11 protein-coding genes are annotated in these 22,458 nt (G+C 42.5%); 7 read left to right on the forward strand and 4 right to left on the reverse strand.

Annotated elements, in window-relative coordinates:
• Positions 1-37: 37 nt before the first annotated feature.
• Positions 38-3,961, forward strand: coding sequence for a DUF2157 domain-containing protein (locus tag FCR06_RS26785; protein WP_138505193.1), 3,924 nt, complete (start codon positions 38-40; stop codon positions 3,959-3,961).
• A 212-nt stretch (positions 3,962-4,173) separates the two neighbouring features.
• On the opposite strand, the gene FCR06_RS26790 is transcribed toward FCR06_RS26785, so the two are convergent.
• Positions 4,174-5,124, reverse strand: a complete 951-nt coding sequence (locus FCR06_RS26790; protein ID WP_138505195.1) for an NAD-dependent epimerase/dehydratase family protein — start codon at positions 5,122-5,124, stop codon at positions 4,174-4,176.
• 375 nt (positions 5,125-5,499) lie between these two features.
• Between FCR06_RS26790 and purD the strand changes: the two genes are divergently transcribed.
• The 3 genes from purD to nblS all read left to right on the forward strand — a co-directional run bounded on the left by purD (position 5,500) and on the right by nblS (position 9,029).
• Positions 5,500-6,801, forward strand: coding sequence for a phosphoribosylamine--glycine ligase (gene purD, locus FCR06_RS26795; protein WP_138505197.1), 1,302 nt, complete (start codon positions 5,500-5,502; stop codon positions 6,799-6,801).
• A gap of 41 nt (positions 6,802-6,842) precedes the next feature.
• The gene (locus tag FCR06_RS26800) at positions 6,843-6,947 is read left to right on the forward strand and encodes an element excision factor XisI family protein (RefSeq protein WP_411268026.1); all 105 of its coding nucleotides are present in this window, start codon (positions 6,843-6,845) and stop codon (positions 6,945-6,947) included.
• Between the two features lie 141 nt (positions 6,948-7,088).
• Entirely contained in the window at positions 7,089-9,029 is a 1,941-nt protein-coding gene (nblS, locus tag FCR06_RS26805; protein WP_138505199.1) for a two-component system sensor histidine kinase NblS, read from the forward strand.
• A gap of 113 nt (positions 9,030-9,142) precedes the next feature.
• Here nblS and FCR06_RS26810 read toward each other — a convergent pair whose 3' ends face one another.
• A complete protein-coding gene (locus tag FCR06_RS26810) occupies positions 9,143-9,514 on the reverse strand; it encodes a zinc ribbon domain-containing protein (RefSeq protein ID WP_138505201.1) in 372 nt (123 codons plus the stop codon).
• Between the two features lie 231 nt (positions 9,515-9,745).
• Between FCR06_RS26810 and FCR06_RS26815 the strand changes: the two genes are divergently transcribed.
• Positions 9,746-9,994: a hypothetical protein gene (locus FCR06_RS26815; protein WP_138505203.1), complete on the forward strand. Its 249-nt coding sequence runs from the start codon at positions 9,746-9,748 to the stop codon at positions 9,992-9,994.
• A 275-nt stretch (positions 9,995-10,269) separates the two neighbouring features.
• Here the strand turns inward: FCR06_RS26815 and treS are convergent, their stop codons facing one another.
• Entirely contained in the window at positions 10,270-13,659 is a 3,390-nt protein-coding gene (gene treS, locus FCR06_RS26820; protein ID WP_138505205.1) for a maltose alpha-D-glucosyltransferase, read from the reverse strand.
• Positions 13,660-14,188: 529 nt separating this feature from the next.
• A complete protein-coding gene (locus tag FCR06_RS26825) occupies positions 14,189-20,140 on the reverse strand; it encodes a translocation/assembly module TamB domain-containing protein (RefSeq protein ID WP_138505207.1) in 5,952 nt (1,983 codons plus the stop codon).
• Positions 20,141-20,418: 278 nt separating this feature from the next.
• On the opposite strand from FCR06_RS26825, the gene FCR06_RS26830 reads away from it, so the two are divergent.
• Both FCR06_RS26830 and murQ read left to right on the forward strand, forming a co-directional pair.
• Positions 20,419-20,853 (forward strand): DUF3110 domain-containing protein, encoded by a 435-nt coding sequence (locus FCR06_RS26830; protein ID WP_411268022.1) that lies wholly within the window; start codon positions 20,419-20,421, stop codon positions 20,851-20,853.
• Between the two features lie 289 nt (positions 20,854-21,142).
• The gene (murQ, locus tag FCR06_RS26835; protein ID WP_138505210.1) at positions 21,143-22,069 is read left to right on the forward strand and encodes an N-acetylmuramic acid 6-phosphate etherase; all 927 of its coding nucleotides are present in this window, start codon (positions 21,143-21,145) and stop codon (positions 22,067-22,069) included.
• Positions 22,070-22,458 lie beyond the last annotated feature (389 nt).

The following is a 22,458-nucleotide window of genomic DNA, read 5'->3' on the forward strand; positions in this document are numbered from 1 at the left end:
TCCATGATTTAAGTATATACCTGTATTGTTGCGGCTTATGTCATCGCCTCTTGAGCGCCCGCTAAAAATCGAAATCAGACTCCCAGACTTCCATCCTCAGTTATTAGAAGGACTTGAGATATGGCTGCGGTTAGGTTTGATATCCGATTCCCAAGTCAGGCAGCTATGCCAAGAATTTCTTGTTTGTACGGTAGTCTTACAGCCCCAGGCTAAAGTTGAACCAAAGGCAATATTTGCAACTTCAGATCTGGTGAAACAGTTGCCTGTAGCAGCTTTACAAGCTAGTAGCCTTAAACAACCCTCACAAAAAGCAGCTCAGCCCAACTTTATCGGTACAATGTTGCAGTCCTTAGGGGCAGAATTGAGTGTCCGGTGGCTGCTTTTTCTAGGGGTATTCTTGGTAGTAGTGTCGTCTGGGGTACTGGCTGCCAGTCAGTGGGAGAAATTTCCTGCTTCTTTACAGTATGGAGTTTTATTTGCTTATACTTTGAGTTTCTGGGGGTTAAGCTTTTGGGCGAGTAGACAAAATAACCTGAGACTGACAGCCCAGACATTACTGATTGTCACTGTTTTATTAGTGCCAGTCAACTTTTGGGCGATGGATAGCTTTCGGTTATGGGAAAATCCTCTAAATTGGATTGTAGTTGCGATCGCCTGCCCTACCCTCACTGCTATTACTGTTTTAATCTACAAAAATCGGACTATTTTTTCCAATTTAGATATCTCAAAGTTATCTGTACTAAATATTCTGGGGTTGAGTTATCTGCATTGGGGTTGGCAATTAAAGGGATTTCCCTTAATTGCCGTTTATTTGGCAATGATAGCTACAACTATAATTACCGTTTTTGATAATCCTGATCCACATCTGCAAAATGCTAGCGATCGCCATACCTTAAATATTAGTTTACGCGCAACAGTAATCATTTACGCTTTAATAGTCCTGCTAATGCGGGCGATTTTTATAGTCAGGGTAGATGTAGGGCAACTTGGCTTAGCCATTGGTATTTGCGGCTGGTTAGTGACTTGGTTAGTGCAGCACAGTGAGCAGAGGGCAGGGGGCAGGGGGCAGGGGGCAGGGGAAGAGGAGGAAGTAACACTAATATCTCCTTCATCCCCCTCACTCTGGGAAAGACTCGGTGCGATTTTACTCTTGCTGGGTTGGTTGGTTTCAGTAGTTAATTATCCCTGGCAGGCTATAGGTGTGAGTGGTTTAGGTTTGTGGTTTGTAGGAAATCGCTTGCAACGCTACAGTTTAAAATTTGACTTAGCGGCAGTTTTCATCATTGGTTTACAGACAATTTGGCTCTTTTGGCGGTTATTACCCGATAGTTTACAGCAATTGGCGCTCGCTACTGCCACTCGGCTGATAAATGCTGAAAATGAACCTTGGGCATTGCTGGGTATAGTTTTATTTCCCTACCTAATTTTGATGGTGGCACTGACAGATAATTTATATCGCGCCCAGAAGCGAGAATTGGCTAAGTTTGGCGAACTACTGACTTTATTATTCGGAACATTTCTCACCACAATAGCGATAGTTAATCCGACTTTGCGATCGCTAAATCTACTATTTTCCACCGCTACCCTTGCCGTCGTTAGCAAACGCCGCTCTCCTTTATCCCCTCGTTTAGTATACCTAACTCATATCATTGGTGTACTGACGTTTTGCTCTATCATCGATTGGTTAGCACCAACACTGAGTAGACAAGCCTGGGCAGGCATTTTATTAGCTTTGATGGTTGCAGAATGGAGATTTAGCCTCGGGCATGGACTATGGCGACGTAGTGCATGGGACATGGGTTTAGGACTAGCTGGTATTAGTTTTTTGCTGTTGTGGATAAATGCAGAAGCATCTTGGTATGGTGTAGCTGATAGCAGGGCTAATTGGGGAGTCATTTGGCTAGTTACGCCTATAGCTTTGGCAGGTGTTGCTAATGCCGCAACTATAGAGAATCGAACTATTGCCCGTTACTTGAGTGTCTTGGCTGTGGGAATTGCCCAATTACTGACTTTACAGCTACCAGAAACCAGATTAATTGGTTTGGGGGTGGGTGCAGGAGTAATGTTGGTAAATACGCGCTATTTGCGAAACCAAGTGGCGCTAATTACGGAAGGATTTATTTTAAGTTTTATTGGAGTGCTGCTGTGGACGGGTGTGCCTGGTTTCCCTCGTCTGGTACTGACTGGTTGGTATGTTGTCGGAGCGATCGCCATTCTAAGTTTATGGTTAATCCGCACAGCACTCAAGCGACGCGGTAACCAATTAGCACTTATTTACGCAACTGCTAGCGATAAATGGGCGATCGCTTTATGTGGTTATGAGTTGTTTAATCTGACGCTGCACTCAGTGCTGATTTACCAAGGGGTGACTAGTTCCGGATTTTTGTACTTAATTGCTACTGGTATTATTTTGGTAGGCATTGTCTATCGCAGTTGGCGACAACCAACAAATTGGGCATTTTATGGTATTGGTTGGTGTTTAGAATTGTTGACAGCCCAGGTATTGGGGTTTGGTGAGCGATCAATGATGAGGATTGCGATCGCAAACATCGCCTTGGGTTTACTAACTGGGCTTGTAGGAGAGTGGTGGCGACGACGATATCAATTACAAAGCTTACCTAGCAGTTTTCATATTCTGCCATTAATTTATGCTGTATTCAGTGTATTACTGCGTTTAGATACCTTCACTGAGTGGACGGGTTTGTGTTCCTTGGGTGTAGCTTTAATAATTATTAGCGTGGGGCGACGCCGACAAGATTTTAAACTCCTGCTGTACTTAGGAATTATTGGCGTATCAATTTCTGCTTATGAACTTTTATTCTATCAAATATTACAAGCTTCAGGAGGAAAATTAGGTGATGGATTGATTGCCATGTCTGCCCTTGGCGCCAGTATTATGTATGCTTATCGCATCCTCTCACCTTGGCTTGTGGGCTACTTACGCTTAACTCCCCAAGAACTCAAAGGAATAGCCGATATTCACTGGGCTTGGAGTAGCTGCACCTTAATGGCTGCCATTGCCGTTCCCATTGGAGTTAATCGTTTGGTGGGATTGGGAACTGGGGTATTTTTGATTCGCTATGCGATTTTTCAGGGAAAGCGATCGCCCCAACCATCTGTATCTTCAGCTTGGGATATGACAATAGATGAAATTTGGGTTTACCTGGGTTTATTAGAGGCAGTTGTCTTCAGTCTTTTCTTGCAAGAGACACCAATAGGGCATTTATTTGGTACACAATTACTTGCTTGGAATGGTGCGATCGCCTCTGTAGCCGCCTACTTCGTGTATATCTTACCTTGGGAAAGTTGGGGTTGGTCTAAAAGACCTTGGCAAAAAGCTGCATATATTTTACCACTGTTGATTTTATGGCAAACTAGATTGCAGATTTACCCAATCACTTTGGTACTCACTGCCGGATATTATATCTTCTTGGCAAAAATGGGTGAAAACATCCGTTTTACATATATTAGTGTAGTGCTGATTGATTGGGCGCTGTACCGTTGGTTTGATGTTTTAAATCTGCATGATGCATTGTGGTATGTAACACCAATTGGGTTATCACTACTTTATATTGCTCAAGTAGATTCTCAACTGAGGCTAGCAGAATTCAAAATAGTTCGTCATAGCTTCCGCTTGCTAGGTAGCGGTTTGATTTGTGGGTGGGCAATTTTCTTTCATCAAGATACGCCTTGGATACCCGGAATTTTTAGCCTCATCGCCATTTTCGCTGGGTTAACTTTGCGAGTGCGGGCTTTTCTCTACATTGGTACAGCTACTTTTTTAATTACTACTATCTATCAATCGGTAATTTTCAGCTTGCAGTACTCATTTTTAAAATGGGTTGTTGGTTTGCTAATTGGTATTCTACTGATTTATATTGCCGCCAACTTTGAAACCCGTCGCGCTCAAATAACTTCCCTAATTCGTAATACCATTGATGAATTGCGCTCGTGGCAATAGTTTTGTCGGGTGCGTTATCGAAGTTAGTCCTAACGCACGGAAAATTTAGGATGATGCCGTAGCCTCAGCAAATTAGCTATTGCCCATTTAACTGCCCTTTAGGGGAGGTAGAAGGCAGGGGACAGAAGGCAGTCCCAATGAAACAAGTTTCACCGCCATGAATGAAAAAGGAATATCCCCTAACCACGCAATCCCACACCCTATACTTAATATTACGAATACAAGGATTTAATCCAGTGCCATTCTTTTGTTAAACCCTCTATTAGGGAGACTTGCGGTTGATATTCGAGAATTTTCTCAGCTTTAGATATATCAGCAGCAGTGTGACGGGCGTCTCCCATCGCCTGTTCTATGTAGTTCCTTTTAATTGGTTTGCCTACAATTTCTTCAATTTGATTCAAAACTTCTGCTAAAACCACCCGACTACCGCCGCCGATATTAAAGATTTCTCCCACTGCTTGGGGTGCGATCGCTGCGGCTAAATTAGCAGCGATAATATCACTAATAAATGTAAATTCTCGCGTTTGCTGTCCATCGCCGTAAATCGGAATCGCCTGATCCTGTAAAATTGATTTAAAGAACTTATGAAATGCCATATCTGGACGCTGTCTCGGCCCATAAACTGTGAAATAGCGCAATGACACAGATGGCACGCCAAAGTTTTTATGATATAGCCCACACAAAAATTCAGCTGCTAGCTTTGTAATGCCATAGGGAGAAACTGGTTGAGGACAAATTCCTTCGTGCGTAGGTAATGTTTCTGCATCACCATACACACTCGATGAAGAAGCAAATACTAACCTTTTGAGACTTTTGGCATCTTTGGCTGCTTCTAGTAAGATTTGTGTAGCGTTAATATTTCGTTCTGTATAAGCTCCAAAACCTTTACCCCAACTCGCTCTCACTCCTGCTTGTGCCGCTTGATGATAAACTACATCAACATCTTTGAGGAGTTGATGCCAATCTAAAAACTGCATATCTCCTTCAATTAATGTAAAGCCAGGTGAATCATTCAAGTGTGCAATATTTTTATACTTTAACATTGGCTCGTAGTAATCATTGAATTCATCAATTCCTATGACTTCTTCTCCTTGTTGCAGCAATGTTTCTGTAAGATGAGAACCAATAAAACCAGCAACTCCAGTGACGATAATTTTACCCATGTTACGTATTTTTTGATATTTTAATTAATGTCTACATTCACAGGTTAATACTTGTAACCAATAAACGTCATTACCTAAGCAGGATTTTTTAACTAATGATTTCAATAGTCAAAAATCACTAAAATTACTTAAAAAATAGTTATATTCAAAATATTTCAGTATATTTATTTAGTTTTTACTATTAATAACCTTGGTCATTTGTCATTAATTATTCTTTCCCCCATCATCCTCATCTCCCCACCTCCCCACCTCCCCATCCCCTCATCTCTCCATCGAATGCCTAGGGACTTGCACAAGTGCGAGAATTAATGGAAAAATTGATCCGCAAGAGCCGCTAAGATATTTTCGTTTGGCAAGGGACGCACGAGGAAATCAGTGAAAGTTTTAATTGTAGGTAATGGGGGGCGCGAACATGCTCTGGCATGGAAACTGCTGCAATCTGAACAAATTGAGCAGATTGTTTGTGTGCCAGGAAACGGGGGCACAGCAAGTATGGAATATTGCCAGAATTTACCTCTAGCAGTAGATGATTTTGATAGTATAAGCCGATACGCTTTAGAACATGGCATCACTCTGGTGATAGTCGGTCCAGAAGTCCCTTTAGCTAAGGGCATCACAGACTATCTCCAAAATAAAGGACTGATGGTATTTGGTCCAATCAGAGCCGGAGCGCAGATTGAGGCGAGTAAAGCTTGGGCAAAAGCCCTAATGCAAGAAGCAGGGATTCCCACAGCGCAGGCTGCGGTATTTACGGAGGCAAAAGCAGCAAAATCTTATGTAAAATCTCAGGGAGCGCCAATTGTTGTCAAGGCTGATGGCTTGGCAGCTGGTAAGGGTGTAACGGTGGCTCAAACAGTTGAACAAGCCCAGAGTGCGATTGATGCGATTTTTGAAGGACAATTTGGCAGCGCTGGTGAATTTGTGGTCATCGAAGAATGTTTAATTGGGCAAGAGGTATCAGTTTTAGCTTTAACAGATGGGTTAACAATTAGACCTTTATTGCCAGCGCAAGACCATAAACGGATTGGTGAAGGCGATATAGGCGAAAATACTGGTGGGATGGGAGCCTATGCGCCCACACCCATTGCTACACCAGAGTTAATGGCACGCATTCAAAGCGAAGTTTTAGAAAAAGCGATCGCAGCCTTAAAATCCAAAAATATCGACTACCGTGGTGTACTGTATGCTGGATTAATGATTGCACCCGATGGTGACTTCAAGGTTCTGGAATTTAACTGCCGCTTTGGTGATCCTGAAACCCAAGTGATTTTGCCACTGTTAGATACACCCCTAGAAGAGCTGCTTTTAGCTTGCGTAGAGCAGCGTTTAGGCGAACTGCCGCCGATTGCTTGGAAAGCAGGAGCAGCTGCCACAGTTGTCGCTGCATCCGGCGGTTATCCGGGAGAATACACGAAAAACCAGGCAATTACTGGCATCAAAGAAGCAGAAAAAACCGGAGCAACTGTATTTCATGCAGGTACGAAATTGAACCAGCAACAACAAATAGTCACAGATGGAGGACGGGTATTAAATGTCACCGGAATTGGAGAAAATTTTCAGCAAGCGATCGCCCAAGCCTACGCAGGAATAAAACATATTCAATTTGAGGGGATATATTACCGGAGAGATATTGGGCATAGAGTATTGAGTGGAAAGCAGAAGGAGCAAACCCCATAAGTTATAAAGCTAGCCTTGATTTCCATTAGGCAGAAGATGGTATCGCAACTGACCTAGTTCGTGCAGGTGTTGCCAAGCAGGATATATTGTTGGCATTCCACGAGCCGAAGATGCGGCAGTACATAGATTTTGCAGTAGCATTTTAGCGATCACTCGCTCTTTGGAAAAACTTTACGATTTACTGAATTTCGCCATTCCCCCCTCGTCTCTAACATATTTGTCAAATTAACTGTTAATTTTTTAGTTGTTGGGGTTTATAACAAGGACTACTAACAACTTTATTTAAGATGCTAGCTCTGTTAAAAACAATTCGAGATGCGATAGCTAGTTGGTGGTCTGATTTCACCCTCCAGACCAAACTGTTGGCTGTGGCGACAATGGTAGTTTCCCTAGTGATGAGTGGCTTGACCTTCTGGGCTGTGAACACCATTCAGCAGGATGCACGGATGAATGACACCCGCTTTGGGCGTGATTTGGGACTGCTGCTGGCTGCCAACGTTGCTCCCCTAGTGGCTAATAATAATCTGACTGAGGTTGCTCAATTTTCCCAGCGTTTCTATAGCAGCACCTCTAGTGTGCGCTATATGCTCTACGCCGATGAAACTGGAAAAATCTTTTTTGGCATTCCTTTTTGGGAACCGGAGGTAGAAAACTCCCTTACCATTGAGCGGCGGATACAACTGCCAGAAGATTACCCTGGTGACGGTGAAAAACCGATGGTGCGACAACATACAACCCCATCAGGGACGGTTACTGATGTATTTATTCCCTTGATCGTCGATAAAAAATACTTAGGTGTATTAGCGATCGGGATTAATCCCAATCAGACTGCTGTCATTTCTACGAATTTTACCCGCGATGTCACCATTGCGGTTTTTATTACGATTTGGGTAATGGTGATTTTGGCAGGAGTGATTAACGCTTTGACCATCACCAAGCCGATTAAAGAACTGCTGGTAGGGGTGAAACAAATTGCAACTGGAAATTTCAAGCAGCGGATTAATTTACCTTTAGGGGGTGAACTGGGAGAGTTAATTTTCAGCTTTAATGAAATGGCAGAGCGATTAGAGCGCTATGAAGAACAAAATATCGAGGAACTAACCGCAGAGAAAGCCAAGTTAGAGACCTTAGTTTCCACCATCGCTGATGGTGCTGTGTTGATTGATAACAATATGGAAGTGATTTTAGTTAACCCTACAGCGCAGCAAATTTTTGGTTGGGAAGCCGCTGAAGTGGTAGGCCGCAATGTCTTGTATCACTTACCCCCAGCGATACAAATGGAAATCACTCGCCCTTTGTACGAAATGGCCGCAGGCGAATGCGAAAGCGCCGAATTCCGGATTTTTCTCAACCAACCCATCCAGCGGACAATCCGGATTCTCTTGACTACAGTACTCAACTTGCAACGAGAAAGCATTAAAGGCATTGCGATTACTGTCCAAGATATTACCCGTGAAGTGGAATTAAATGAAGCCAAAAGCCAATTCATCAGCAACGTTTCTCACGAACTGCGAACGCCTCTATTCAACATCAAAACCTATATTGAAACCCTGCATGACTACGGCGAAGACTTAGGTATCAAAGAACGCCAAGAGTTTCTCCAAACAGTGAACCATGAAACCGATCGCCTGACTCGCTTAGTTAACGATGTTTTAGATTTATCAAAACTCGAATCTGGGCGCAACTATAGCTTTGATGGAGTGGATTTAACCCAAGCGATCGAGCAAACATTACGTACTTACCAACTAAATGCTAAAGATAAATGTGTTGAACTGATTCAAGAAGTTGCCCCTAATGTACCTTTGGTGGTAGGCAATTATGATTTGTTGGTACAAGTATTTGGTAATCTAATTGGTAATGCCCTCAAATTTACAAAAGCTGGCGGGAAAGTCGCAATCCGAGCTTATCAACTAAATTCTAAGCCCAATCACGCCCAAYCTTCACCAGTCAGAATTGAAATTTCTGATACTGGAATTGGCATCGCTATAGAAGACCAACACTCAATTTTTGACCGCTTCTTCCGCGTAGAAAACCGAGTTCACACCCTAGAAGGCACGGGTTTAGGTTTATCGATTGTCAGAAATATCATCGACAGGCATCGTAGTAAAGTCCATTTGGTAAGTGAAGTTGGCATTGGTACCACTTTTTGGTTCGACTTAGCTGTATTTGAAGAAGAAGCACCATCGATACAGGTTGAGCCGGAAACACCCACAATCACCACAGCCTAAAGGTTTGGGAATGGACATTAGATATTGAGTATGGGGTGTTGGACATTGGTTATTTGTTTCATCTCCCCACCTCACTCATTTTCCGCATTTACTACTTCCGGAAAAACATAAATTCAGGAAGTTAATATAACGAATAGCAAACATAATAATAATAAACCCAATAACAACAACAAAGCCTGATTGCGTTTTAGCCAAGTTTTCACAATTACCACAAAACTTTTGGAATAACGCTGCTGTTCTAAATCTAACTTTGTCTGTGCAATACTTTGGTAAAGGGTACACTCTTTGGCGTAGGGACGCTGGGGAAAATTGCAAGTATCATCAGCGTGATAGGTGCAGGTGTCGCACAAATACTCGTCCCCAGTGGCACGATGCAATGGAATCCCGGGATGACCATAAGCTTTGAGTGTTGTCCGGCAATAGGGACAACTAATAGCTTGACTATCAATCAGTTGATGGCAGCGGGGACAAGATACAGTAGTCAAAACTTTTAGAGCAAATTCAGTTAAGTAAACACTTTGATTCTAGCTATTTATATTTACAATCAGTAAATCAAAAAGTTTTTTTTGAAAAGCGATCGCTAATAAATATCTACGTATAATATGTGCTATATGCTATAAGATAATATAATTAGCTTACTCACAAGCTGATAGCTCAATCAGAAAATTAGCCCAGGATTTGGTGTAGCCAAAAGTTTTGCACAAATACTACTCTCAATGAATAAGACTCAAGGTCATGTACAACTTACGTCACTTTGGGACTTCCAATTAAAAAAATATTCCATCCCTGCGGGACGCTACGCGAACGCCTTGAGGGCAGGGGAGCAGGGAGCAGGGGGAGAGAAAGTCTTTTTGATGGGCATGAAATTGGATAATTTATTTTCTGGAAGTCACTTTAAAAAAAGAGGGAAGCAGAAAACTTTTATTGCTGGAAAGGAGAATAATTCAAAGCCTCTCTCATTTTAGGAGAGAGGTTTGAACAGAGGTCAAAATTGTATCTTATTAGGTCGATAACCCCTATATTTGTCGTTAGTAATACATTTGAGTAACATATTACTATCGCTTTACAATGCACCGTGCCAACTTAGGTATCAAGTATTAGCCCATATACACACACAGTGCAAGTCTTTTTTGTTTAGGGTTATCTCAAGGAATCCAAAGTGCTAAAACATAGCTGAGATTTGAATTTCATCAATTTAAAAGTTGAACGACATTAATTTGATAACACGACAAATTAATTGTTATCCAACAGCAGTTTCACTCAATAATTGCAGAATAAATTGGAGTGGAATTTCTACCCAATCAGAACGATTATTTAGTTCATTGCCGAGTGCATCAATCGCTTGCTCTAGAAGATAGGCAAAAAGCAGCACATCTAGTTCTTGTGTTGTCTTTGGCAGGAAAGATTCTTGACTAGCAGTTTCTAAATAAGAATTGAGAAAGCTAGTACTGACCCAGGTATACCAGAACTGTCCCCATTGTTCTATAAGGGGTAAATTTTCTGGGAGGATCATCCCAGATTCTTTTTGATAGGCCAAAGCTTCCTTAACTGCATAGTTGAAAGATATCAACATTCCTGCAACATCTCGTAGGGGTGATCGCTTTATCCGTCGTTCGCTAAAACTACGATCTGCTTCGCCTTCAAAATCAGGAATAATAAATTCTTTTCCGGTGTAAAATACTTGCGATAAATGGTAGTTTCCATGATGACGAGTACGCAATGCAGTAATTTTTTGCCCAACAATTAACTGAAAGCGTTCTAAGACTTTCTGTTGACTATTAAGAACTTCTAATGCTAATGATTGAGTATCCGCTGGTAAGTAGTTTGCTCGTTCTTTTAACAACCGAAATACTTGTCCAGTTAAGTTACGTGCATTTTGATATATCGAACGTTGATAAAGTGATGAAAAAGATTCTGGAGCAAAGTCTGAGCTATCTGTATTTGTAGCCAGTGCTATATGGAATTCAGCTGTAGATTTACCCAACAACTCAACACTTTGCAGGTAAGAAGTGATAGTTGCATTTGCCAATTCGGGAATTTCAATTCTCTGTAAATCCAACAAGGAACCTGATGGCAGAGGCACCTCGGTAATAGTGGCGTGTTCTGTGGTCACTAAATCAAAGTATTTTTGCAAACTATCAAGGGTGTAGTCCCAGCCAGTGCGAATATCTGAAATAAACTCTTGTAATATGCCTATAGTCGTGGCTTGGGCAGTTTTATTGCCTGTTTTTGCACGGCGGTACTCTAAAGCACCAGCTAGGAAAAATGAGTGTTGCAAGCGTTTTTTCTGGTACAGGAAACGCCGGATTTCTAAATCTGGGTGCAAACCCTCCTCAACTTTACGGAAGAGTTTTAATAACAAGCGATCGCCATAAACTATATAAGTATTGGTTTCTTCTTCTTTATTTAGGACAGTCGGCTCACTATTGGTTAACTGTTGGCGTAATTCAGAGAATGAATCAGTAGTAGTGCCAAATAATTCTCCGGTAATTCCTTTATAAGAGTGATGATTAGCGATCGCATCGTCTAGTAGTGAGGTGAGAAAGTTCTTGTCTGCTAAAGCATCAAATAAAATTCCGACTTCTTTAGTATTGGGTGGAGGAGTGTCTATTTTGCCTCGCACCTCAAGCCGGGCAATTACAGCTTGCGGCATTTCTGCTAAAAGATGTGTTGCTTGCTCACCTTCTGCATAGGCGAGAAATAACAGATAAGTTTCGTGGTTTCCCTGGGTATAATCTACCTGTAACCAAACAATTTCAGCTATCTGCTGGTTATAGGGTAAAGAAATCGCTTCAATGATTTGTACTGATTGTACAGTCTGAGTTTTGCCACCAAACCAGCTACAGGTATAGAGATAATCCCGCAGTGATGATTCGAGAATGCTTTGTGACTCTCGTTGCCGAATCACATTCTGCCATGAACCGTTTACCAACAGATAGCTCAAGTCTGCATGGGGTTTAGGCTCTTGAGTTGAGCTAAGTTTACGTTGTAAGGTGAACCAGTAAAACCCGTAAGGACTTAAGCTGAGGAAATAGGGCGATTCTGTAATCGCTGGGAACTCAGTGGAACCAAAAATTTCTATTGGTATTAGCCCATTAAAGGTTGATAAATCTAAGGATACCGTTTGCACATAACGAGATAAATTTGCTACTACCAAGACATCTTCTTCAGAGGTAATTCGGCTGAAGGCAAAAACTTTGCGATTATTAGACTGTACCAATTCAAAACGCCCTTCACCCAATGCCGGAAACCGTTTACGAGTAGCGAGTAAACGTTTCATCCAATACCAAAGAGAATTACTATTAGTCCGTTGTGCCTCGACATTGAGTGCTTCGTAGTGATATTCTGAATCAACGATGACGGGTAGATACAAGCGTTGCGGGTTGGCGCGACTAAAACCTGCGTTGCGGTCAGAACTCCACTGCATGGGTGTGCGAACACCATTGCGATCGCCCAGATAAACGTTATCTCCCATGCCAATTTCATCACCGTAGTAAAGTACGGGAGTTCCTGGTAGAGATAACAGTAAACTATTGAGTAACTCAATTTGGCGGCGGTCATTACCTAAAAGCGGCGCTAATCTCCTGCGGATGCCTAAATTCACCCGCATCATTGGGTCTTGTGCATAGACCCCGTACATAAAATCGCGGTCTTCATCTGTCACCATTTCTAGAGTCAGTTCGTCATGGTTGCGGAGGAACAATGCCCACTGACAGTTATCAGGAATGGATGGAGTTTGCTGGAGAATATCTACAATCGGGAAATTATCTTCCATCCGCAATGCCATGAACAAGCGTGGCATTAGGGGAAAATGAAAGTTCATGTGACACTCATCCCCCGCACCGTAATATTGCGCTGCGTCTTCAGGCCATTGGTTCGCCTCAGCTAGTAACATCCGGTTAGGAAATTTCGTGTCGATGTGCGATCGCAACTCCTTCAAAAACGCATGGGTTTCGGGTAAGTTTTCGCAGTTGGTTCCTTGCCGTTCGTAGAGATAAGGTACAGCATCCATGCGTAGTCCATCTACACCCATCTCCAACCAAAAATCTAGAACATCAAATACTGCCTCGCGCACCAAGGGATTATCATAATTCAAATCTGGCTGATGAGAATAGAAACGATGCCAGCAATAAGCTTGGGCAACTGAATCCCAAGACCAGTTAGATGTCTCAAAATCTTGGAAGATAATTCGCGCTTCTTGGTATTTTTCCGGAGTATCACTCCAAACATAAAAATCTCGCTCCTGACTTCCTTTCGGGGCGCGACGTGCCCTTTGAAACCAAGGATGTTGGTCAGAGGTATGATTAATAATTAATTCAATAATTACCCGAATACCGCGCTGATGAGCAGCGCTCAAAAACGCTTTAAAGTCTTCTAACGTGCCATAGATAGGATTGACACTAGTATAATCGGCAATATCGTAACCATCATCCCTAAGTGGTGAAGGAAAAAAAGGTAATAACCAAATGGCGGTAATACCTAAATCTTGTAAGTAGTCTAGTTTTTCTGTCAGCCCTGCAAAATCACCAATACCATCACCATTACTGTCGGCAAACGTGCGAACACCTAATTCGTAGATAATTGCATTTTTGAACCATAATGGGTTATCTTTCAAGTTTGAGCTTGGCATTTTAATAAAGATATGCGATCACATATCTAAGTAGAACTATATTTTTACTTGATACAATCGCTGAGATTATCAGCTTATTTAGCTTACACGAGTAATCGATACATTTCATTACTTAAGTCATGAAACTACCAAACGAGCTATATTTAGTGAAAAACAATCATACAAAGTTTCGTAGTCAAAGATGATAAATTTATGTCCTCTTTGTGCCATTGGAACTAGATCAAAGTGCAATCGCTCGAAGTCTTTCTTGCCAACTCGTCCAGTCCAAATGCCAGGGAGGGCACTAGCCCATATAGAGCATAGCTTAGGGAACTTAGAATAAAAATTCTATATCTATCACAAAACTTCCCTTTTTTCTGACTCACCCAGCTTAATGATAATCAGTAAGCTGGGTGACTATTTATCTTCCTTAGTTCTTGTGTACTACTTGAGCTACTTTTTGCTAGTGTACGACAGTTCCAGGTGTGGAATGTGGATTTTACATTTTATCCAAACTATTCTAGATATATTAATTTAAATTTTGGATAGTTTAAAACCGTGTTTGATATTCTACTACGGCACGACTATCATCGGTTAAATTAGTAGAAGCACGTACCCTAAATTCATCATTTATTCGATAATTAACACCCCATTGAAATGGGTCATTTGTGGTTAATATTTTAATACTAGAAACGGATATTTTAGAAGTAATATCAACTCCGGCCTCGGCTGCTAATTCTAAACTTGAATTGGGTCTTCCCGCTTCAGGATTCTCAGAAATAACGGTAGGAAATATCCGCAGTTCACTCAAGCCAAAGGTACTACCAATCTGGTTAAAAGCTGACTGAAAATTGTTGAATACTGCTGAACCTGCAATATTAATTAAACCTAAAGTACTGTCACCACGTCCTTGGGTGTCTATAAACCCACCTCCTAAAAGAGCAACAATTTCAGTTTGACTGCGTGACGGACTGCTTGTTAGTTCTAGATTTTCATTTAGTTTGCTAGCGAGACCATTAATCGTAGCTTCGACTCGAACACTTTCTAAGGTTGATAAACCTGTAGAATTTACCCTGGTCAAATCATTACCTTGAGTTATATCAAGTACCTTAGCAAATAGTCGAATATTCAAGTCAGGGTCGCGGGGTTGGGAGGGACTAAAAGTTGCAGTGTGTTTATAACCACGAACAAGGTTAAATTGGGTAGTAAATAAATTTACGCCACCTTGTTCTAATTTGATAGTGCCATTGGGTATGGGCTGATTAATTGAGCCGTTGACTATGAGATTACCAGTTGCACGGAAACTGAGAATAGGTGGACGGGTTATTTGCACCTTTTTACCTAGTTCCAAATCTAGATTATTAAATCTAGCAATCGCATTTGGAATCCCATTTCCAATTTCCGCTTGAGTTTGCTTATTGGCTTTTATCGATGACAAACCAACACCATTATTATTTGCAGATGTAGTAGTGTTAGTAGATTCTGCTAGCAATACCTGACCATCAAATAAATCCACCCGACCACCAATTAGTGGGTTGAGGGCAGAACCAGTAATTTGCAAATTACCACTAGCGCCTCCTTGGTAAAGTCCTTTAAGATTTAATGCTAGCTGTTCGAGATTAATGGTCAAAGGATTGTTGATAATTAAATTCTTACTATCAAAAATAGGAATTTCTCCAGCCGCCTCTACTTTGCCTCGGCTAAATCTACCTTGAAGATTTTCTACTAAAATCCGGTCAAAATTAAATAGTATTTTACCTGTTACATGTCTGAGCTTACCTGGCAATGCTTGGGCTGAAAAAGTAGCATTATTAACAGTAGCAATTCCATCTACCTGTGGTTGTTGCAATGTTCCACGTACCTTCAGGTCTACTTCTCCTTCACCTTTTTCAAACATCACTTGATTAGTCAATGCGTTTAGCAGTGCTAATCCTTCGTTTTGCAACTTCATATCCAAATTGATTTGCTCGCTGTCTGAAGCAACGGTTGCAAAAGGTAATTTATAAGGTATGCTGCCAGTAATATCCACAGGTTCTGGCCCTGTAACTGCTACATTACTATCAAAGTTTAAGCGCCCATTGGCATAGCTAAAACTTGCCGTTGCTGATTCTATTGGGTTCTGATTTAGAGCTCCTTGGGCGATTTGCAATTCTCCTCTGGCTTGGGGATTAGCAATACTGCCTGCTAAAGCCGCTGTAGCGTTGAGATTACCTGTAATACCAACTGGTAGTTTGACAAAATTATTTAATATTTGTACTGGAAAATTATTCACCCGCAACTGACCAGATTGTTCATTACCGCCAACGTTACCAGTGAAAGCAATCAGCCTGTTTTCAGATTCGATTCGTAAAGGTCGCAAACTCAAAACACCATTTTCAAAGTTGCCTTCGGCAATCAATTTATCAGCAGTATAAAAACGATTGCGTTCCTCCTTTTTACCCCAAGCAAAATTTTCTCCATTCAAATTAAATTGCACTGCTAATCCACTAGCTGTAGCCGTATCTATAGCCACTTGCCCGTTGAAAGTGCCTTTTAAGTCAGCTAAATCTGGTATGGGAGTGGAATCAAGTCGCTGTTGTTCCTGTTGTGCTACCAAGGCTTCAATTTCAGAAAACCGCTGGAGTTGGGTTAATAGCGGCTGATTTGACCAGCCTTGGCCGCTGGTAGTCAGATCCGCAGCTGTGCCGTAGGTTGGGGCCGAACCACCTTGCAAATCTTGTAAATCAAATACCTGTGCTACAGCCAGAACATCTTCGATTTTGCCCTGGGTGACATTGAGTTTCCCTTGTAGTTGAGGCCCTTGGGGAGTTTGAGCAAAAGTACCAATAGCAGCATAACTACTATTACCTTTGATAAATTGGCTACTAGTAAGTGTAGCTTTACCATTACTGTAACGGAATTGAGCTGCTAAACGATCGCCTTTTACCCGGCCAATTTCTGGGTTGGCGATCACTAAATTTCCAATTGTTGCCAATGTCTGCTGATTAAAGAGCAAATCTCCTGTTAACAATCCAGCGATTTTTCCAGTACCGAGACGAGTACTTGGTGGTGGAGTCAAATTTAATATTTGTAAGGGAAAATTTGCGACTTTAATTGTCCAGTCATTTCCTCGAACATTACCTGATGCCAATGCTTGCTGCCATTGAACTAAAAAAGATTTCGGGCGATTATTGGCATCTAAATTAAAAGCCAGGCGGTCGCGATTTCCTGCCAGATTCAAATTCAACCCTCGTCCCTGTGCCGAATTAATATTTCCCGTTAACAACGGTTCAAAAGCAATATCTTGAACAACCAAATCTCTTAAATTAATTTKTCCGACTACATTTGGTAAAGGTAGCTTGCCAGTGACTTGTCCACTAAAATCTACTCTCCCTGCCACCGCAACCTGATTAGGAAGATTGATCGGTAATTGTTTTAAATCGTAATTCTGGGCTTGGACGTTGAGATTGAGGGCAGTAATTTCCGGTATCCCCGGTTGTTTGGCATTGGCTAAGATGTTACCAGTCACATTTAAACCGGGAGCAGTTGCTTGCTCAATGGTCAGCCTTTCACCATTCCAAGCGATCGCCGCACTCAGTGGTCGCTCAAGTCCAGGGATACCTTGGGATAACTGCACTTGTCCAGCAGCACGCACATCAGCTAATTGGGACGATGCCAGTGTGCCAGCTAATTGCAATTTGCCCCCTAATTGACCCCGCAATTGCTGATTGAAGCGATTTAATTCTACGCCTGAGGCATCTACTACAGCTTGATAGCGACCATTACTTACTTGGATATTAGCAGCAGCGATCGTCCCACCTGCAACATTGATTTTTCCCTGACCAATGGCTTGGATTGTTTGCGGTTGGAAAGACTCAACAGAACCCGCCACGCTAACTTGACCAGTTAATTTTCCCCGCAACTGTGGTGGTACTGCTGCCAACTGCTGCAACGGTACGTTATTTGCCTGAACTTGTGCTTGGTATACACCATTACTCACTCGAATATTAGAGGCTGCGATCGTTCCACCTGCAACATTTATTAATGCTTGACCGTTGGCTTGGATTGCTTGTGGACTCAAAGAATTAACTAATCCCGCGACGTTAAACTGACCAGTTAACGCACCTTGAAACTGCGGTGGTACTGCTGCCAACTGCCGCACAGGTACATCCTTTGCTTGGATTTGCGCCTGATAAGCACCATTAACAAGTTGAATATTAGAGGCTGTAATTATCCCCCGCCCAACATTTATTTGCCCTTGACCACTGGCTTGGATGGCTTGCAATTGGAAAGATTCAACAGAACCCGCCACGTTTACTTCACCAGTTAACGCGCCTTGAAACTGCTTTGGTACTGCTGCCAACTCCTGTACAGGCACATTCTTTGCTTGCACTTGTGCCTGATATAAACCCTCAGCAAGTTGGATATTTTTTGCTATAACCGTACCACCGCCAATTGTCAGGCGGCCTTCACCACTGCCACGGAGAGTTTTGAGACTGAAATTATCTCTGTTGCCTGCGATTTTGAACGTACCAGCCAAAGGATTATTTAAAGCTGGCAAAGACTGTTTCAATATTTTTGCCAATCGTACATTATTAGCTACAAGTTGAGCAGAGAAATTTTTGTTTTGGAGTTGGATATTGGAAACTGCAACTGTACCGCCACCAATTGTGACTGCTGCGCCCTGAGTGCGAATTGTGGCAATTTCAAATGGTGCTGTGCTGCCTGAGAGGATGAGACGCCCATTAAATCGTGCCCCTGCCAAAGAGACATTTTGGAGTTGATTTGGATTTACAAAACGTTGCACCTCTACCCCAGAGGCAACAGCAACGGTTTGCCAACGCTCATTGGCATAACTACCAGTTGCGCGGACTGTACCACCACCCACATTCAGAGCTACATTACTAAAAGAGAGGGTACGATTGGGAGCAATCGCTACTTCGCCAGTTCCGGGATAAGTTGCGTTAGGAGCTTGGAATTTAACCACAGTTTGGACATTGGTAGGAGCGCCGAATAGTTGTGCTGTAGCCGAGAGATTACCAATTTGGAAACTGGGCGTTATTTGGTATAGTTTAGCGATCGCATCTCCTGGAACATTCTTAGCAGCAAAATTTAAATCCAGCCGTGGGGTTTTACCGATTTCAATTGTGCCAGCGCCGGTAATTTCACCACCGACTTTAGCGAACCCTTGAATATCTTTGAGAGTAATTAAAGAAGAACCAGTAACAAGCTCAAATTCACTACTAATTTTATTAAAATCCAGTTTATCAATTCGGGCAGTTTGGATTGTGGCAACTTTGCCTGTCAGAATTGGCTCTTTAGTCGAGCCAGTAATCTGCAAAGAAGCTTGTACTTTCCCACTTACTGGCACAGGTAGTTTTACCTTGAGGGTATCTACTGCATTCGCCAAACTGACTGCATTTACACGCGCTGCCAACTTCAAGCCTGCTTGAGTGTCAATGATTCCACCACCCACTAGGGGAATTTTGCCATAGTTAGTAGTAACATCATCTAACTGCAATTCGGTTCCCTGGAAACGGAGGTTTCCTTGGGTATTGCTCAATAGTTGTGGCACTTTGGGCAATTCAACCGTTACTCCACCAACAGCAGCATTGCCAAACAATAAAGTCTGTTGTTGTGCTACCAACCGAACCAGTAAATCGGCATTGACTCGACCCGCTTGTAAGTTCACTGGTAACTTAATTAAACGAGTAATATCCGCAGCCAGGAAATCTTGTACTCGCAACTGTAAATTCCCTGTTAATACCTGAGAACGCGTCTCTCCCTGAACGGAAATACTACCACCACTGTCTGCTTGACCCCCGACTTCAAACCTGACCAACTGATTGTTTGCTATAAGTTGGGCAGATCCATTTAGTTGGGAAAATGATACAGGAGAGTGTTGAGTGTTGAGTGAGGAGTTATTGTTCACCCCTCTGCTCCCCTGCTCCCTGCCCCTCTGCCCCTCTGCTCCTCTGCCCCTCAGCCTCTCATCCCTGTTCTGCGGCATCAACACCAATTTGGCATTGCGAAACCACACTTTATCCAAATCTGTTTTAATGACGCCACCTTTACCTGATGATGCGATATTAGTGGAAACCCAGCGCCCTTGATTATCCTGTTGAATGTAAATATCTGGATTGACTAAGGTGACATCTAGCTTGAGGTGGCGGTTAAAAATTAGCTGCAATAGGTCAAAAGTCACCTCCACAGCCTCGACTGCGGCTCGATCTGGATCTGTAGCTGTCGCTGGGATAGCTGATGCACCAAACTGCACTCCCGTCAACGAAAATTGTGTGACTTTTCCGAGTTCGACTGGACGGTTGAGTGTAGTGGTGAGACTTTGTTGTGCCAAGGGTGTTAACTCTTTTTGGACAAAAATCCACAACCGCCAAATACCACCGACAATTCCAATCAGCAAAATTCCTCCCAAGGCAATACCACCGCGACTCAACACCAGCAACCACAGACGCTTACGAATGGGGGAAGGGGAGTAACAATTTTGATTGGGAGATTTAGTCATTTGCTTTCACTGTATCAATTGCCGGATATAGCTGGCACACACAAGCATTAACTGGCACATTAAATTGACTATGCCATTTCCAGGATACGTTAACTAAACCCAAGAACTCATGGGTCAAGTTACGGCATTTGCTCAATCCAATACTTATGCTCAATGATGTTGGCGCTTTCAGGAAAATCTGAATAAAGTGAAAATTGTGAGTGTGACTTTCCTTAAGGGATAGCCTAGAACTTTAATATAAATAGATCTAGACCTGAAAATAATAGATAACTACATTTATGCGTGTTTTTGTGTTAATGTTTAATGCCGGAACAGAAAACGAAGGGATTCACACGATTCGCAGAGGCGATGCCTACAGCGGCGAGCTACGCAATACAATTCTGATGTTCGAGTCAGAAGACGACGCCACGCGTTATGCTTTGATGCTGGAAGCTCAAGATTTCTCCACACCTACACCAGAGGCGATCAACGCTGAGGAAATCAAAGAATTTTGCGAAAGTGCTGGATATGACTGGGAAATCATCTCAGAAAACAGCAACTCAGTTGTCACTCCCCCAGAAGTTAACGTTGAACAAACCGACTGGCAACCAGATGTCGAGAAAGAAGATACTTTTGAGGACACTTCCCGTCCCAAGCAACAGCCAGCAGAAGAACCAGATTTGTCTAATTCTGAACTAGACAAAATTCGTCGCCAACTTGAAGGATTATTGTAATTAGTCATTAATCATTGGTCACTTGTGCTGAGCTTTGGGAGAGCGTAGCCAAAGGGCGCAACCTCTCGTAGAAAAGTATTGGTCATTAGTCATTGGTAATGAGTTTTAGGGATTTCCAGAGAATAAATTATCCCTCTTGTGGGGTGGGCAGGAAAGCTGGCCCTGAATATACGACGGGTGAGGACACCCATCCCACAAGAAAATTTGGGATATTTTTTTATTTGTCAGTTCCTTGGACGGAGGACGAATGACAACTGACAACTGACAACTAACAATTGACAAACAACAAATGACAAACTTAGAAGAACGTGGGCATCTTTTAACCGAGTTAGTAAATCCTAACAGTCTGAACTTAGACCAGTTGAGTTCTCTGGAGTTAGTGGAGCTGTTTAATAACGAAGACCAAAAGGCAGTCGCCGCAGTTGCGGCGGCAAAAGTTCAGTTGGCACAAGCAATTGAACGCACCGCAGAGCGTTTGCACCACGGAGGACGCCTGTTCTATGTTGGTGCGGGCACTAGTGGTAGGTTAGGGGTATTAGATGCTGCTGAGTGCCCCCCTACTTTTTGTACGCCCCCAGAGTTGGTACAGGGAATTATCGCTGGTGGCGCTGGGGCGCTGGTACGCAGTTCTGAGGATTTAGAAGATAGCATCGAGGATGGTGAAACTGCGATCGCAGGGCGACACATCACACAGCTAGATGTAGTAGTTGGCATCACTGCTGGTGGAACAACGCCGTATGTTCACGGTGCCTTGAATGCAGCTCGTCAGCGCGGAGCCGTTACTATTTTTATCGCTTGCGTTCCAACCGAACAAGTTAGCTTTAATGTTGATGTTGACATTCGCCTATTGACAGGGCCTGAAATCATCGCTGGTTCTACTCGCCTGAAAGCTGGTACAGCCACAAAATTAGCTTTAAATATCCTTTCTAGTGGGGTAATGGTCCACCTGGGCAAAGTTTACGGCAATCGCATGGTGGATGTGGCGGTAACAAATCAAAAGTTACGCGATCGCGCTTTGCGAATTTTGCAAGACCTCACAGGTTTAAGTCGAGAAGCTGCTGGTTTTTTATTGGAACGTAGTGGTAAATGGGTAAAACTAGCCCTGTTAATGCATTGGACTGGTTTAGAAAAAGACGAAGGCGATCGGCTTCTTGGCGAACACCAAGGCAATCTCAGGGCAGCTGTTATCAGCTATAAAAACCATAAACAACCCTGACAATATAGTTCCATCTTCCCTCAGACAATTGGAAAACACGACACCCGCTCCGAAGTTTTATTTGCCAATCGCAACTTCGTGAGCTTTCCTCCTTTGTAGCAACTGCTTTGTGATTTCTAATCGCTTTTAAACAATCTTAAATAACAAATCTAAAATTCAAAATTGTTTTATTTTATATTTCAGTTGTGTTTACATATTGATAAAGCATTAAATAGGTTTGATATGAATACTGCTTTAGTTGTTGAAGATGGCTTAACTGATATAGAAATAATTACCCATTACTTGTAACAGACGGGTTATTTTGTGGTTATGCTAATAAAATTGGGCAAACCTCTGCGTACCTTTGCGCTTGACTCTGCGTTCCTCTGTGTTAAAAAACTGTAAGCATT

This window comes from Nostoc sp. PA-18-2419 (assembly GCF_005869855.1).
GTDB lineage: Bacteria > Cyanobacteriota > Cyanobacteriia > Cyanobacteriales > Nostocaceae > Nostoc.

Coding starts and splice junctions, on each gene's coding strand:
- FCR06_RS26785 (WP_138505193.1), top strand. CDS start 38: ATGTCATCGCCTCTTGAGCGCCCGCTAAAAATCGAAATCAGACTCCCA.
- FCR06_RS26790 (WP_138505195.1), bottom strand. CDS start 5,124: ATGGGTAAAATTATCGTCACTGGAGTTGCTGGTTTTATTGGTTCTCAT.
- FCR06_RS26815 (WP_138505203.1), top strand. CDS start 9,746: ATGAATAAGACTCAAGGTCATGTACAACTTACGTCACTTTGGGACTTC.
- treS (WP_138505205.1), bottom strand. CDS start 13,659: ATGCCAAGCTCAAACTTGAAAGATAACCCATTATGGTTCAAAAATGCA.
- FCR06_RS26830 (WP_411268022.1), top strand. CDS start 20,419: ATGCGTGTTTTTGTGTTAATGTTTAATGCCGGAACAGAAAACGAAGGG.
- murQ (WP_138505210.1), top strand. CDS start 21,143: ATGACAAACTTAGAAGAACGTGGGCATCTTTTAACCGAGTTAGTAAAT.